The organism is Pseudomonas fontis, assembly GCF_028656955.1.
Lineage (GTDB): Bacteria > Pseudomonadota > Gammaproteobacteria > Pseudomonadales > Pseudomonadaceae > Aquipseudomonas > Aquipseudomonas fontis.
Genome location: NZ_JAMDGY010000027.1, coordinates 95,438 through 109,260, shown reverse-complemented (window position 1 = coordinate 109,260; position 13,823 = coordinate 95,438). Strand labels below are relative to the sequence as shown.

Sequence of the window (13,823 nt, the reverse complement as noted above, 5' to 3'; positions counted from 1 at the left end):
ATCACTGCACATCTCATGCTAGAGTGCCGGGCTGCCCCAAGGAGCCTGTCATGCGCGCACTTCTTCCCCTTCTGTTCCTCCTGAGCCTGCCTGTCACTGCGGCCCCGCTGCACAGCCAGTTCCTCCCGCCCGATGACCTGACCCTGCGCCAGGAAACCCCCGAAGCGCAGCAACTGCTGCAAGTCACCGACTATTCGGTGGTGGTCGGCAACCAGCGCCAATCCAGCCAGCAACCGATCCCGATCACCGCGCCGCTGATCGTGCGCCTCAAAGGCAAACCGCTGAGCAAGGGCGCGACCATCAGCCAGGTGTTGATCAACTTCGACGGCGAGGCCGGCAAGAGCCTGAAAAAGCCCGCGTTCGACGACAAGACCCGCACCCTGACCCTGAATTACCCAGTCGCCCAGTACCGGATCATCCTTGACCTGCTACGCACTGAAACCCTCTACGTGCAGTTCCTCAGCTACGCCAACGGCCACATCTGGGCTGATGTGCACACCGGAACCGTGCGCACGCGTTGAGTGGCAGCGCCGCCGGGGGGTACACTGCCGGCCCGTGAAAAATGTCCGTGATGGTTCAGTTGGAGTCGGTAATGCGTAAAGACAAGAAGCAGGTGATTGGCGATGAAATCAGCGACGACTACATCAAGTCGTTCCTTCAGTTCGAGCCGGCTGACGCCACCTCGCCAGCGCAGCACAAACTGATCAAGGCCTACCGCGGCCTGCGCATCGACGACTTCGAGCGCTTCGTCGGCTTCTTCGTCGAGGCCGGCTACGACGTCGACGGCAAGGACGAGCACGGCCAGACCTTCAGCCAGGTCATCCAGGACCAGCGCAACGCCCCGGACTACATCGAGATCATCGACAAAGCCCGTGGCTGAGGTTTAGCCCGCGCATAAAAAAACGCCCCGAGGGGCGTTTTTTTGTACCAGCCGGATCAGGCGTAGTTCTGCGCCGGGCTGTTTTCGACCAGGCCCAGGGCCTCGTCGTTGTAGGCGCTGATCTTGTGATACAGCGCGGCATCGGCTTCCAGGACCTTTTCCCGAGCGGGGAAGATTTCCTTGAGCTTGGCTGCCCAGGCACCTTTGGCCTGCTCCGGGAAGCAGCGCTCGATCAGGTCGAGCATGATCGAGACGGTCACCGAAGCGCCAGGCGATGCACCCAGCAGGGCGGCGAGGCTGCCGTCCTTGGCTGCAACCAGTTCGGTACCGAACTGCAGGATGCCGCCTTTTTTCGGGTCTTTCTTGATGATCTGCACCCGTTGCCCAGCCACTTCCAGGCGCCAGTCTTCTGCCTTGGCTTCTGGGTAGAAGCGGCGCAGCGAATCCAGGCGTTGCTCCATCGACTGCATCACTTCGCTGACCAGGTACTTGGTCAGGTCCATGTTGTCGCGGGCTACCGCCAGCATCGGGCCGATGTTGCCCATGCGTACCGACAGCGGCAGGTCGAGGAACGAGCCGTGCTTGAGGAACTTGGTGGTGAAGCCGGCGTACGGGCCGAACAACAGCGAAGTCTTGCCGTCGACGACGCGGGTGTCCAGGTGCGGCACCGACATCGGTGGCGAACCGACTGCCGCCTGGCTGTAGACCTTGGCCTGGTGGTGCTTGACCACTTCCGGGTTGTCGCAACGCAGCCACTGGCCGCTGACCGGGAAGCCGCCGAAGCCCTTGCTCTCTTCGATGCCCGACAGTTGCAGCAGCGGCAGGGCCGCGCCACCGGCGCCGAGGAAGACGAAGCGGGCGTCGACTTCGCGGCTGCTGCCGCTGTTGACGTCCTTGATGCTGACGGTCCAGCCGCTGCCGTTACGGCGCAGGTTGGTGACCTTCTTGCAGTACTTGACCTGGGCGTCCGGGGCATTGCCCAGGTGCTTGAGCAGCTTGTTGGTCAGGGCGCCGAAGTTGACGTCAGTGCCTTTCATCACGCGGGTGGCAGCGATGGCCTGGTCGGCTGGGCGACCTGGCATCATCAGCGGCATCCACTGGCTCATCACGCTCTTGTCTTCGGTGTATTCCATTTCCGAGAACGCGTGATGCTGCTTGAGCATCTCGAAGCGTTTCTTGAGGAAGGAAACACCCTTGTCACCCTCGACATAGCTCAGGTGCGGCACGGGATTGATAAAGGCCCGTGGCGAAGGGAAGGCGCCTTTCTTGCTCAGGTACGCCCAGAACTGCCGGGAGACCTCGAATTGAGCATTGATATGCACCGCTTTCTTGATGTCGATGCTGCCGTCGGCGGCCTGGGGCGTGTAGTTCAGTTCACACAGCCCGGCATGGCCGGTCCCGGCGTTGTTCCACGGGTTGGAACTTTCCGCGGCACCCGAGTCCATCAACTCGACGACTTCCAGCTTGAGGGCCGGGTCGAGTTCCTTGAGCAGGACCGCCAGGGTGGCACTCATGATGCCTGCCCCTACCAGTACCACATCGACTGTTTCGTTCTGCGCCATGTAACGCGTCTCCAAAATCTTCAGCACCAAATTGACAGCATAGGATCCCTGGGCTAGCCAGGATCGCCATGTCCGATACTTCGCAGTTTTTCCAACTTCAGCGGACACCGCCAACCGGGCTTTGCGTGGTCATATGAACGCATTTTATGGCCGGTGCGGCAATTCGACTTATGGTCAAGGTATCCGTCGTGCGTTATGGACTGGCCTTAGGCACCCATCGATGATGAGCACTGTTGCCAGCTGTTCGGGGCTGATCGGGACACTATTGGTGCTGTTGCACATGCCAGACTGTTCATTGCTCGCCACACTCTTGTGAAGTTGTGAAAACCCGTTTTTTTCACGCTCTTTTGGAGTCGTGAACCTCAAAAAAGGCCGTGCAGGGCAGGCCCGGCAGGTTCTGGCGCAGCGTAGGGGGGCCGAAAAAAGCGGGCACACCGGCTTGGCAAGACCTGTGTGGAAGGCTCTCTGTGGGCAATGCGGGGATAGCCGATGCATGGCATTGGCGGTGCTGCGAGGCCCGATCAGGAGACGTCCTTATAATCGGGGGGAGATTATAGCGAGGTCGCCAGCAGAAACGACCTTTATTAATTGTTTTTCTTGTTTGTCCGTCAGGCGGCCAGTGCCGGTTGCACCTTGTGCTGGCGTACAGGCGGGCAAACCCGGGCACTGGCGGGCAGCGGGCGGTTCAACCAGTGCAGGCGAATTTCGCTGATTTCGACCCAGCCGCTGCCGGCCGGCTGCTGCTGGCAGCGCTTGAAGGCCTGGCACAGGCCGTGGCTATCAAGGCGGGCGAAGTGGCGCTCGGCGGGGCGTTTGAACAGAAGCTTCCAGAGTGAGGTCATGATGGCCTGCCTGTGGGGAATTGAGGCTAGCCTAGCGCCGGAGAATGAAGCGATTGTGACAGCGAACCGCCTGTGTGGCGGCCGGTCTATAGCGCTGGTGGCCAGCCGATATATACTGCCGGCCTTTGCTGCTATTCCTGGAGAGATGAGCATGTTGCAACGTTTGTTGTTCGGTTTGATCACGGTGACCAGTCTGACCCTGGTGGGTTGCGCCCACAGCCCGCAACAACTCAGCCCGCAACCGAAGCTTAACGCTCAACTTGCCCCTGTGGGTCGCGGCCAGCCGGTAGTGGTCAAGGTGGTGGACGGTCGTCCAACGCAAACCCTGGGCACCCGTGGCGGCTTGTACCCGGAGACCAGCGCGATCACCGTGACGGGCAACGACGTGCTGCCCAAGCTGCAGGCTCAGGCCGAAGCTGCAGTGCGTCTGCTGGGCTTCACCCCGACGCCGAACGCCTACAACGCGCCGCAACTGACCGTGACCCTGGCGGAGCTGAAGTATCAGTCCCCCAAAGAGGGCCTGTACGTCACTGAGGCCACGATCGGCGCTACCTTCAAGGCTGATGTGTCCAACGCCAACCGTCGCTACAGCGGCCGCTATGGCGCCTCCCTGGACCAGCGCTTCGGCATGGCGCCGAACCAGGAAACCAACACCAAGCTGGTCAGCGACGTGCTCAGCGATGCGCTGACCCGTCTGTTCAAGGACCCGACCGTCGGTCAGGTGCTGGGCGAGTAACCCCGCGACTGCGCAGCAAAAAGCCCGATGCCTGGTTGCAGGCATCGGGCTTTTTTGTGCCGCAGGCGGCGTCAGGCGGCTTCGACGTACAGTTCGAGCATGCTGATGCCGGTGTGGCTGTCGACTTCCGGCAAGTCGTCATGCGCATGGCCACCCAGCGCGCAGTACACCAGCCACTGGCGGTCCTGGACGTTGAAGGCGAGGCCGTCGATCAGCGCCTGCTGCTCGTCGCTCTGGGCGATCAGGTAGAGGCGATCCTGGTTTTCGGCGTGCAGCATGACAAGCTCCGGTAGGTTTAGAGGCCGGTAGAGTGGCGTGTCTGGATGACGAACGTGTGACGCAGGGAATTAATCGTCGTTGGTCGCAAAGGGCGGGCAGGGGCGAGCGGCTTGGGTAGAATGCGCGCGTTCTGTTGATTCAGTAGTGTTTTTCGAGGTTTCGAAATGTCGTTGCAAGTGCTTTGGGGGCTGTTCGCCTCCCATCCGGCCAAGCTGATCAATCTGCTGGCCTTGCTGTTCACCTGCCCTGGCGGGATGTTGTTGCACAGTGCCCGGCGTCGGGCCGCAGTGGCGCTGAGCGCCGGGCGCAGCGAAGAAACCATGGTGGGTGGTTGGGTCGGGCGAGTCAGCCAGTTCTACTACGTGCTGGGTTTTGCCATGCTGGCGATGGCGCTGCTGCTGTCCTGGTTCAGTACCTGGATCTGAGCTGGGTCGATCGCCGGCAAGGCCGGCTCCCACAGGATTGTGATGCTGCTGCAATTCACTGTGGGAGCCGGCCTTGCCGGCGATGAAGTCGACGCGGTCTTAGAGTGCTAGCCCCGCCTTCACCCGATACTGGTTACGCACCGGCATCGCATACTGCAACACCAGGTACGGCCGGTGTTCGGCCGGGCACGCGTCGAGGCGACGCTGCCATTCGGCCTGTGCCTTGGCCAGTTCTTCCGCCGGGAACAACTCGGCCGCCTTCGGCACCTGCAACTGCGCATCGGCCTGGTCCCACTGCGCGTACGCCAGGTAGTGCGCCGGGAACAAGCGGTAGCCGCCGAGAATCTGCCGATCCACTTCCGCCGCCAATTGCTTGGTGTCTTCGAAGTGCGCCGTGATCGGCGCTGCGAAGTTGATGTGCACCCGACCTTTGTAGCCGGTAATGCCCTGGGCGATGCTCAGGTCATCCTCGCCCGGCGCCTTGGTGTAGCTGCCGCTGGTAGCGCGGATGTACAGCTCGCGGGCCTTGGCCTGGTCGCACGGGTCGTACTCGTAGCTGATCGACACCGGGCTCAGGTTCAGCGACTGGATCACTGCGCCGAACGGCTCGTCCTTGCGGCTCATGTGGAACATTTTCAGGATCGCCGAATCAGTACGGTCGTCACCGTCCTTGGCGCGGCCTTCAGCCTGGGCGATCCAGATCGAGGTGCAATCGGTACGGATCGAATGGCTGATGTACGCCGACAGCAGTTGGTAGGCCGCCAGCTTCTCGCGCCGGCCGCTGATCGAGCGGTGCACGATGAAGCTCTTGTTCAGGCGCATCATGTCGCTGACGAACGGCTTTTGCAGCAGGTTGTCGCCGATCGCGATGCGCGGGGTCGGCAGGCCGGCGTGGTACACGGCGTAGTTGACGAAGGCCGGGTCCATGACGATGTCGCGATGGTTGGCCAGGAACAGATAGGCACTGCCGGACTTGAACTGCTCGACACCGGTATAGGTGACGCCGTCGGTGGCCCGCTCGATGGTGTGGTCGACGTAGTACTCGACCTTGTCCTGCAGCGTCGAGACGCAGCTGACACCGGCGAACTCCTTGCGCAGGCGACGGGCGATCAGCGGCTTGAGCAGCCAGCCGAAGGCCCCGGCCATGCGCGGGAAGCGGAAGTGGGTGAGGATATCGAGGAATGCCGGGTCGCTGAGCAGGCGTGCCAGAACGGCAGGGACCTCAGCATCGTCGTACGGTCGGATGGCATCGAATTCGCCCATCATGCTCTCTTGTTGGAAACGGCTAGGGTAATAGTAGGGCTGCGGCCCGAAAAACGGCTCGGACACAGACAGGGCCTGTAAATAGACCGGCAATTATACGCACAAGTCACTGAGGAGGCCGCGATGCTCGAAGCTGCGATCTACGATTGTCCCTATTGCGGTGAGGAAGTGGAGACGACGGTGGACCTGTCGGCAGGTGATCAGAGCTATATCGAGGACTGTCAGGTGTGCTGCAAACCGATTCGATTCGAGTTGCAGGTGCACGACGGCGAATGGATGCTCGATGTCTACGGTGAGAATGACTGATGCAGCGAATCTACGAACCGGAAAACCTGCTGGAAGCCGAAGTGCTGATCGGCATGCTCGCCAGCGAAGGTATTGACGTGCACCTGGCCGGGCGCGACCTTATGGGCGGTGTTGGCGAGCTGCCGATGCAGGGCCTGCTGGGCTTGGCGGTGGCCGATGAACAGGCTGATTACGCACGGGAGCTGATCGCCGCGTACAATAGCGCCCAGCCGCTTCCTGGCGACGAGCCGGAGAATCTTCCGGGAATTCTGATCTGCTAGGTTTTGCCTCATGTGTGGACGTTACGCCCTGTTCCGCTGGTCTTCGAGTTTTGCTGCGCTGCCGGGGTTTCCCGCCGACCAGCAGGCCCAGTGGAACATTTCGCCAGGCGCTTCGGTGCTGATCCAGCGTCAGTTGGACGGGCAACTTGAGCTGGCGCGTGCGCGCTGGGGGCTGACCCCGGCCTGGCTCACCGACCTGTCGAAAACCCCCGCGCAGGCGCGTGCCGAGACCCTGGCGGAGCAGCCGATGTTTCGCGAGGCGTTTCGCTTGCGCCGCTGCCTGCTCCCGGCCAATGGGTTTTACGAATGGCGCGGCACGGTGCGCAAGCGTCCGTATTGGCTGACCCCGGGGGAGGGCTCTTCGTTGTTCTTTGCCGGGATCTGGGATGCCTACCCGGTGCAGGAGCAGGTTTGGCTGAGCACCGCCGTGGTGACCCAGGCGGCGGTGAGCCAGCGGCGGCCGTTGATTCTGGATGCAGAGGGGCAGGCGGCCTGGTTGAATCCGGACACGCCGCTGGCGCAGTTGCAGGAGCTGCTGGCCAGCCCGCAAGCCGCGCTGCGGGAGCGGGTGCTGGCCAACCTGGTCAACGACCCGAAACTCAATGCCCCCGAGTGCCTGACCCCGGCCTGACCCTGTGGGGCCGGCCTTGCATCGACCCTGTAGCCGCTGCCGTCAGGCTGCGCTGGAGTCCGCAGGGCTCCCAAGGGCTCCCAAGGGCGGCGCCTGCGTTGCAGTCGAGCGCAGCCTTACGGCAGCGGCTACAGTTGACCTTACACGCGGAACTGGTTGATCAAGCGCCGCTGTTGCTCCGCCAGCTTGGTCAGTTCGGCACTGGCCGCGCTCGACTCGTCCGCCCCGCCGGCCACTTCATTGGCCACCTGGCCAATATTGATCACGTTGCGGTTGATGTCTTCCGCCACCGCGCTCTGCTCTTCGGCGGCGCTGGCGATCTGGGTGTTCATGTCGTTGATCACCGACACCGCCTGGGTGATGCTCTCCAGCGCTTCGGCCGCCTTGGCCGCCTGCTGCACGCTGATATCGGTCTTGCCCTGGCTGTCTTCCATTACCCGCACCACGTCACGCGTGCCTTGCTGCAACTGCTGGATCATCTGCTGGATCTCTTCAGTCGCCTGCTGGGTTTTCTGCGCCAGGTTGCGCACCTCATCGGCCACCACCGCAAAGCCCCGGCCTTGCTCACCCGCCCGCGCCGCCTCGATGGCCGCGTTCAGGGCCAGCAGGTTGGTCTGCTCGGCAATCGCACGGATGGCCACGAGGATCGCGTTGATGTTCTCGCTGTCACGGGCCAGCGCCTGGACCACGCCCACCGCCCGGCCAATTTCATCGGCCAGCGCACTGATCGAATGCGACGTGCTGCGCACAATCGCCAGGCCCTGGTTGGCCGCCTGGTCGGCATTGCTTGCCGCCTGCGCCGCGTGGGTGGCGTTGCGCGCCACGTCCTGCGCGGTGGCAGTCATTTCATGCACGGCGGTGGCGACCAGATCGATCTCGGCCATTTGCTTGTGCACGCCCAGGTTGGTACGAATCGCGATGTCGGCGGTGTGCTCCGAGGAATCACTGACCTTCTGCACCGAGGCCACCACCTGGCTGATCATTGCCTGCAGCTTGCCGAGGAAGGTGTTGAAGCCCTTGGCTATCGAGCCCAGTTCATCGGCACGCTCGCTGCTCAGGCGACGGGTGAGGTCGCCTTCGCCCTGGGCGATGTCATCGAGCATCGCCACCATCTGGCGCAGCGGCCGGGCGATGCCGTGGGCCAGCAACCAGATCACCAGCAGGCCGATGGCGGCGATGGCCAGGCCAACCACGGTCATGCCGGCAAGGTCGGTACGCCGTTGCTCGCTCAGTTCCTGTTGCAGTTGCTCGGCATCAGCCATCACCGCGCTGATCGGCAGTTGCAGCAGCAGGGTCCAACGGGCATCGGTGTTGCCGATCTTGAACGGCAGGTACAGCTCGATCTTGCCGCTGGCGCGGTCCATCTCGTAGCGCAGGTTTTCACCTTGCAGCTTGCCCAGGCCGGCCACTTCGTTCGGGTCGAGCACATCGCTGGCTTTCTCGCCGAACTTGCTCGCATCCTTGGTGTAGGCCACCAGGCGACCATTGCTGGAAACCAGGGCTAGCTCGCCGGCACCGTTGTACAGCTGGCTGTCGGCGGTCTTGAGCAGTTCCTGGATGAAGTTCACCGACAGGTCGGCGCCGGCGATGCCCTGGAACTGGCCATCGATCAGGATCGGCTCGATAAAGGAGGCGAGCATCACCACCTTGTCGCCAACCTTGTAGGGCGCCGGGTCGATCACGCAGGCCTTTCTCGATTCTTTGGAGCACAGGTAGTACTCGCTGGCGCGCACGCCCGTGGCGAGGACGGTCTGGTCGTTGACGTCGTCCAGCTCGTCCAGGCCCAGGCTGCCGTCCTCGTTGCGAAACCACCAGGGCAGGAAGCGGCCACTGGCCTTGTCGATGCCGACGACGCCGGTGCCGATATAACGGGCGTCGTCGTGGTCCAGGGCGTTGGGCTCCCAGCCTATATAGGTGCCGAGGATCAGCGGGTTGCTGGCGACGGTCTGCTTGATCAGGGTGATCAGTTGTTCGCGTTCGATCTTCAGTTGCGGGTTGCCACTGGCATCGCGCATGCCCAGCAGTGCGTTGCTGGTGGCCAGGCCGCGGGCGATCAGCAGTGGCGCTTCAAGGCCACGCTGGATCTGGCTGACCTGGGTTTGCGCCAACGCGCTCAGGCGCTGTTCGAGGACGGTTTCGTACTGTTGCTGGGTGCGCGTTTGCACCAGCTCCTGAGTGCGTGCGCCGGAAAACACGGCGTACAGCACCAGCGCTGCAACAATGCTCAACACGATGGCACCGGCCAGGGCGGCCACGGAAAACTGGATCGACTTGAACTTCATGGGGTGGGGCTCCGAGCGCAAAGAAAGTCGCCTGCTTTGCGTTATCGGCGTTGAGCTTGGAAAGCATGAGCGCGCCGATGCGAAAACTTCGCGAACGGCGGTGGCGCCTTTAATCGCGCCAGCCTAGGATACGCGGCATGATCGAAGGGAGTGTTTTCATGCGTAGGCTTTTTGTAATGGGCGCGTTGAGCGCCAGCGTACTGCTCGGCGGTTGCCAGGCAGTCAACACCACCAGCGGTGGTGCGGTCGGTGTCGAGCGCAAGCAATATATGTTCAGCATGCTGTCGACCAGTGAGGTCAACCAGATGTATGCGCAGTCCTACCAGCAGACCCTCGGCGAAGCCTCGAGCAAGGGCGTTCTGGACAAGACCAGCGCCACCGCCAAGCGCGTGCAGGTGATTGCCGACCGTTTGATTGCCCAGGCCCCGCAGTTCCGTCCGGACTCGGCGCAATGGCAGTGGGAGGTCAACCTGATCAAGAGCGACGAGCTCAACGCCAACTGCGGCCCAGGCGGCAAGATCATCGTCTATACCGGGCTGATCGATAAGCTGAAGCTGAGCAACGACGAACTCGCGGCGGTGATGGGCCATGAAATTGCCCACGCCCTGCGTGAGCATGGTCGTGAGGCAATGTCCAAGGCGTATGGCGTGCAGATGGCCCGTCAGGGCGCGGGCGCCTTGCTGGGCCTGGGCCAGGACACCATGGCCCTGGCTGACACCGTGGTGCAGTACAGCATGACCCTGCCCAACAGCCGCGACAACGAGAACGAGGCTGACCTGATCGGCCTGGAACTGGCGGCGCGTGCCGGCTACAACCCGAATGCGGCGATCACCCTGTGGAACAAGATGAGCGAAGCGTCCGGTGGTGCCGGGCAGCCTGAGTTCATGAGTACCCACCCGGCGTCGACCAGCCGGATTGCTTCGTTGCAGGCGGCGATTCCGAAGGTGATGCCGCTGTACGAGCAAGCCAGCAAGTAAGCGTTTGCTTCATCTCCCACAGGGACTTGCAGTCCCTGTGGGAGCGGGCTCGTCCCGCGATGAATTCAGCGCCGAGATCAGCCAACCCAGCCGCTGACTTGCATTGCCGAATACACCGCCACCAATGCCAGTACCACGAACGCAGTTGCCGCCAGGCGACGAATCAGCGTCAGTGGCAGTTTGTCTGCGGCAAAGTTACCCGCCAGTACCACCGGCACGTTGGCAATCAGCATGCCCAGGGTGGTGCCGATGATCACCATGATCAGGTGCGGATATTGGGCGGCCAGCATCACCGTGGCCACCTGGGTCTTGTCACCGATTTCCGCAATGAAGAACGCGATCAGCGTGGTTAGGAACGGCCCGAACTTGCGCGCCGTACTGCCTTCGTCGTCGTCCATCTTGTCTGGCACCAGGGTCCACAATGCCGTGGCGGTGAAGCTCGCGGCGAGGATCCAGTGCAAGGTGGCCTGGGAGAAGAAGCCCCCGACCCAGGCGCCTACGGCACCGGCTGCGGCATGGTTGGCCAGGGTCGCGGCGACGATCCCGGCGATGATCGGCCAGGGCTTGCGAAAGCGTGCAGCGAGAATGAGCGCGAGCAGTTGCGTCTTGTCGCCGATTTCAGCGAGCGCAACGATAGCGGTGGGGACGAGTAACGATTCCAGCATCAGGATTCCTACGGGGGCGGGTCGACACGGCTATGACACGTACAGCCTTCCCGCCCCGGGTAAGGTGTTCGTGTCATAGGTCTTGTCAAACCCTGGATCCGTCTATGCGGACCGTGGGTCGTACGCGCCATGGTCTGAGGACCAAGTATGTTGACGCGTACCGGGCGAGCTGGGTGCTCGCGGGAGACTACTCCCCTAGGACGGAGCGGATTCTGCCTAGGCAAATCCGTTTCGGCAAGCGACTTTTTCAGCCACGGGTTGCCTGGTAAATCCGGAAACCGTTGCCTTCGGCGCGAACCTGGCAATTGCCCAGCGCGCCCTCGATCAGCGGCTGATAGCGCAGGAAGCTGTTGGCGACCAAGCGCATTTCGCCACCTTTTCGCAGGTGTTCGGCTGATTTTTTCAGCAGGTTCTCCGACGCCTGGTAATTGGTGTGCACCCCGGTATGGAACGGCGGGTTGCTCAAGATCACATCCAGGTCCCGTGGCGCGGCATCGATGCCGTCACCGCAGATCACCTCGGCTTGCAGACCATTGGCTGCCAGGGTCAGACGACTGGCAGCGACCGCGAAGGCATCGACATCGAGCAGGGTGACCTGGCTCTGTGGATAACTGCGCTTGAGTGCCGCGCCGAGTACCCCGGCGCCACAGCCGAAGTCCAGCACGCGGCCAACGGGCAGGTTGTCGAGGTGTTCGAGCAGCAGGTCGGTGCCGCGATCGAGGCGGCCGTGGCTGAATACTCCCGGCAGGCTGACGATCTGCAGCGGCCCGCTGGCCAGCGGCAGCTCGAAGCGTTCGGCCAGGCTTTCCAGGGGTTGAGCGACGGGCGGGTGCTCCACAGTGACCTGCCACAGCTGGCAATGGCGGGCGCTGTCGAGTTTGCGCGGTTTGCCGAAGGCATGCAGTTGCTTGGCCGCGCCTTCGATGCCGCCGCGCTTTTCACCCACCAGGTACAGCTCACGCCCAGCCAGGCGCGAGGCCAGGGCGTTGAGCAGGTAATTGGCCAGGTCGCGGGACTTGGGCAGGAACAGCACGGCAGCCTCGAACGGCTGCTCGGGGGCTTCGACGCCAAAGTGGCTGCGCTCGCTGAAACGAGCGTTCAGCGCGGCCTGGTCGCCGGCATGCCAGCACCAGCCACGGGCGGCCTTCAAGGTGCCGAGCAGGTCGTCGGCGGGCAGCCCGGCCAGCAGCAGCGAGCCCTGGAACAAGTCGGCCTGACGAAGCAACACTTCACTGCGCGGGTCCATGGACGGCGGCTCCTGAAAAAAGTGGCGAAGTCTACCAGATGCGCGACCGGCTTAGCTGACCACCCGCCGCGGGCTGCCGGCAAAAAACGCCTGGGCGTTTTCGCTGAGCTGGCTGACGATGCGCTGGCGCGCTTCGCGTGCGCCCCAGGCACTGTGCGGGGTGACGATCAGGCGCGGAATGTCGCTGGCCAGCAGCGGGTTGCCATTGACCGGCGGCTCGACGCTCAGCACATCGGTGGCAGCGCCGCCCAGGTGCCCGGCACGCAGGGTGTCGGCCAGGGCTTGCTCGTCGATCAGGCCACCGCGCGCGGTGTTGATTACAAAGGCACCAGGCTTGAGCAGCGCCAGTTCGCGGGCGCCGATCATGTGCCGGGTGGCGTCATTGAGCGGGCAGTGCAGGGTCAGCGCATCGACCTGCGGCAGCAGCTCGTCAAGGCTCAGGCGGTCTTCGCGGGCGGGGCGGCCAGGCAGTTGCCCAAGCAGTACGCGCATGCCGAAGGCTTCGGCCAGCCTGGCCACCGCGCCGCCCAGCTCGCCGTGGCCGAGCAGGCCGAGGGTCTTGCCTTCCAGCTCGACGATGGGGAAATCCAGCAGGCAGAACTGCTTGGCCTGGGCCCATTTGCCATCGGCGACTGCCTGCTGGTAGTCCGGCAGGCGGGTGGCCAGGGCCAGCAGCAGGGCCAGGGTGTGCTGGGCCACCGACGGCGTGCCATAACCCTGGCAGTTGCTGACCACGATGCCCTGGGCGCGGGCGGCCTGCAGGTCGACGTTGTTGGTGCCGGTGGCGGCGACCAGGATCAGCTTCAGGTCCGGGCAGGCGGCGAGGGTGGCGGCATCCAGGTGGACCTTGTTGCTGATGGCCACGCTGGCGCCTTGCAGGCGTTCGGCGACGTGCTCGGGGCTGCTCACCGGATGCACTTGCAGGTCATCGAAGCAGGCGTGCAGGCCGCCCAGGTCGAGGTCGCCCAGGTCCAACGAGCTGTGGTCGAGGAAAACGGCACGGCGAAAGGGCATGGGGACTCCTGGGTTCAGAGGTGGCAGACGTCGGGTCGGGACAGCAGGCTGAGGTCGAACGCGTGCAGGTCGGCCAGTTGCTGCTCGAGGTTGGCGATACGTTCGCGCAGTTGGCCCGACTTGTTGGCCAGGGCGGCGCGGATTTTCTCGTTCAGCGTGCCTGTTTCAGGCCCGGCAAGCATTAGAGCCTGCATCTCCTTGAGGGTAAAGCCCAGTGTCTGGGCGCATTTGATCAGGGCGAGCAGGTTGACCGTATCGTGGTCGTAGACGCGGTATTTGCCTTCGCGCTTGGCAGGAGGGAGCAGGCCGATGGTTTCGTAGTGGCGGATGCTCTTGATGGTCGCGCCGGAGAGTTGCGCGGCTTTGCCGATGTACATTGAAGGTCCTTTTCGAGCGTCGGGCGCAGATGCTTCGAGCTTTGTAGCCGCTGCCGTCAGGCTGCGCTGAAGTCCGCA

Annotated in this window: 17 protein-coding genes, 1 pseudogene and 1 riboswitch; of the genes and pseudogenes, 8 read left to right on the top strand and 10 right to left on the bottom strand. The window is 63.2% G+C overall.

Features of this window, described 5'->3' with window-relative positions; all coding sequences use genetic code 11:
- Positions 1–50 precede the first annotated feature (50 nt).
- Both M5G11_RS12240 and M5G11_RS12235 read left to right on the top strand, forming a co-directional pair.
- Positions 51–521 (top strand): hypothetical protein, encoded by a 471-nt coding sequence (locus tag M5G11_RS12240; protein ID WP_273911605.1) that lies wholly within the window; start codon positions 51–53, stop codon positions 519–521.
- Between the two features lie 71 nt (positions 522–592).
- On the top strand, positions 593–880 hold the full coding sequence (locus M5G11_RS12235; protein WP_273911606.1) for a PA4642 family protein: 288 nt from the start codon (positions 593–595) through the stop codon (positions 878–880).
- A 56-nt stretch (positions 881–936) separates the two neighbouring features.
- On the opposite strand, the gene mqo is transcribed toward M5G11_RS12235, so the two are convergent.
- Positions 937–2,442, bottom strand: coding sequence for a malate dehydrogenase (quinone) (gene mqo, locus M5G11_RS12230; protein ID WP_273911607.1), 1,506 nt, complete (start codon positions 2,440–2,442; stop codon positions 937–939).
- A 608-nt stretch (positions 2,443–3,050) separates the two neighbouring features.
- The gene (locus M5G11_RS12225) at positions 3,051–3,284 is read right to left on the bottom strand and encodes a hypothetical protein (protein WP_273911608.1); all 234 of its coding nucleotides are present in this window, start codon (positions 3,282–3,284) and stop codon (positions 3,051–3,053) included.
- A gap of 151 nt (positions 3,285–3,435) precedes the next feature.
- On the opposite strand from M5G11_RS12225, the gene M5G11_RS12220 reads away from it, so the two are divergent.
- The gene (locus M5G11_RS12220) at positions 3,436–4,020 is read left to right on the top strand and encodes a YajG family lipoprotein (RefSeq protein WP_273911609.1); all 585 of its coding nucleotides are present in this window, start codon (positions 3,436–3,438) and stop codon (positions 4,018–4,020) included.
- A gap of 71 nt (positions 4,021–4,091) precedes the next feature.
- Here the strand turns inward: M5G11_RS12220 and M5G11_RS12215 are convergent, their stop codons facing one another.
- Positions 4,092–4,298, bottom strand: coding sequence for a hypothetical protein (locus M5G11_RS12215; protein ID WP_273911610.1), 207 nt, complete (start codon positions 4,296–4,298; stop codon positions 4,092–4,094).
- 165 nt (positions 4,299–4,463) lie between these two features.
- On the opposite strand from M5G11_RS12215, the gene M5G11_RS12210 reads away from it, so the two are divergent.
- Complete coding sequence (locus M5G11_RS12210) at positions 4,464–4,724, top strand: hypothetical protein (RefSeq protein WP_273911611.1); 261 nt, start codon at positions 4,464–4,466, stop codon at positions 4,722–4,724.
- Positions 4,725–4,823: 99 nt separating this feature from the next.
- Here the strand turns inward: M5G11_RS12210 and M5G11_RS12205 are convergent, their stop codons facing one another.
- A complete protein-coding gene (locus tag M5G11_RS12205; RefSeq protein WP_273911612.1) occupies positions 4,824–5,990 on the bottom strand; it encodes a 1-acyl-sn-glycerol-3-phosphate acyltransferase in 1,167 nt (388 codons plus the stop codon).
- 120 nt (positions 5,991–6,110) lie between these two features.
- On the opposite strand from M5G11_RS12205, the gene M5G11_RS12200 reads away from it, so the two are divergent.
- Genes M5G11_RS12200 through M5G11_RS12190 form a run of 3 tightly spaced genes read left to right on the top strand, consistent with a single transcriptional unit; the run spans position 6,111 to position 7,184 of the window.
- Entirely contained in the window at positions 6,111–6,293 is a 183-nt protein-coding gene (locus tag M5G11_RS12200; protein ID WP_273911613.1) for a CPXCG motif-containing cysteine-rich protein, read from the top strand.
- Complete coding sequence (locus M5G11_RS12195) at positions 6,293–6,553, top strand: putative signal transducing protein (protein WP_273911614.1); 261 nt, start codon at positions 6,293–6,295, stop codon at positions 6,551–6,553. Before M5G11_RS12200 ends, M5G11_RS12195 begins: the two co-directional genes overlap by 1 nt.
- Positions 6,554–6,563: 10 nt before the next feature.
- On the top strand, positions 6,564–7,184 hold the full coding sequence (locus M5G11_RS12190) for an SOS response-associated peptidase (RefSeq protein WP_273911615.1): 621 nt from the start codon (positions 6,564–6,566) through the stop codon (positions 7,182–7,184).
- Between the two features lie 140 nt (positions 7,185–7,324).
- Here M5G11_RS12190 and M5G11_RS27585 read toward each other — a convergent pair whose 3' ends face one another.
- Positions 7,325–8,068, bottom strand: a complete 744-nt coding sequence (locus M5G11_RS27585; RefSeq protein WP_420793888.1) for a methyl-accepting chemotaxis protein — start codon at positions 8,066–8,068, stop codon at positions 7,325–7,327.
- Positions 8,069–8,179: 111 nt separating this feature from the next.
- Positions 8,180–8,383: pseudogene (locus tag M5G11_RS27580) on the bottom strand (HAMP domain-containing protein); the annotation flags it as partial.
- Positions 8,384–9,624: 1,241 nt separating this feature from the next.
- On the opposite strand from M5G11_RS27580, the gene M5G11_RS12180 reads away from it, so the two are divergent.
- Positions 9,625–10,443, top strand: a complete 819-nt coding sequence (locus M5G11_RS12180) for a M48 family metallopeptidase (protein WP_273911617.1) — start codon at positions 9,625–9,627, stop codon at positions 10,441–10,443.
- Positions 10,444–10,520: 77 nt separating this feature from the next.
- Here M5G11_RS12180 and M5G11_RS12175 read toward each other — a convergent pair whose 3' ends face one another.
- The 4 genes from M5G11_RS12175 to M5G11_RS12160 form a co-directional block, all read right to left on the bottom strand.
- The gene (locus M5G11_RS12175; RefSeq protein WP_273911618.1) at positions 10,521–11,108 is read right to left on the bottom strand and encodes a TMEM165/GDT1 family protein; all 588 of its coding nucleotides are present in this window, start codon (positions 11,106–11,108) and stop codon (positions 10,521–10,523) included.
- Between the two features lie 87 nt (positions 11,109–11,195).
- Positions 11,196–11,317: riboswitch (yybP-ykoY riboswitch) on the bottom strand.
- 38 nt (positions 11,318–11,355) lie between these two features.
- Positions 11,356–12,354 carry a class I SAM-dependent methyltransferase gene (locus M5G11_RS12170; RefSeq protein ID WP_273911619.1) on the bottom strand — a complete coding sequence of 333 codons (999 nt, stop codon included), beginning with the start codon at positions 12,352–12,354 and terminating at the stop codon, positions 11,356–11,358.
- A 51-nt stretch (positions 12,355–12,405) separates the two neighbouring features.
- A complete protein-coding gene (locus tag M5G11_RS12165) occupies positions 12,406–13,368 on the bottom strand; it encodes a 2-hydroxyacid dehydrogenase (protein ID WP_273911620.1) in 963 nt (320 codons plus the stop codon).
- 14 nt (positions 13,369–13,382) lie between these two features.
- On the bottom strand, positions 13,383–13,745 hold the full coding sequence (locus M5G11_RS12160) for a MerR family transcriptional regulator (RefSeq protein ID WP_273911621.1): 363 nt from the start codon (positions 13,743–13,745) through the stop codon (positions 13,383–13,385).
- Positions 13,746–13,823 lie beyond the last annotated feature (78 nt).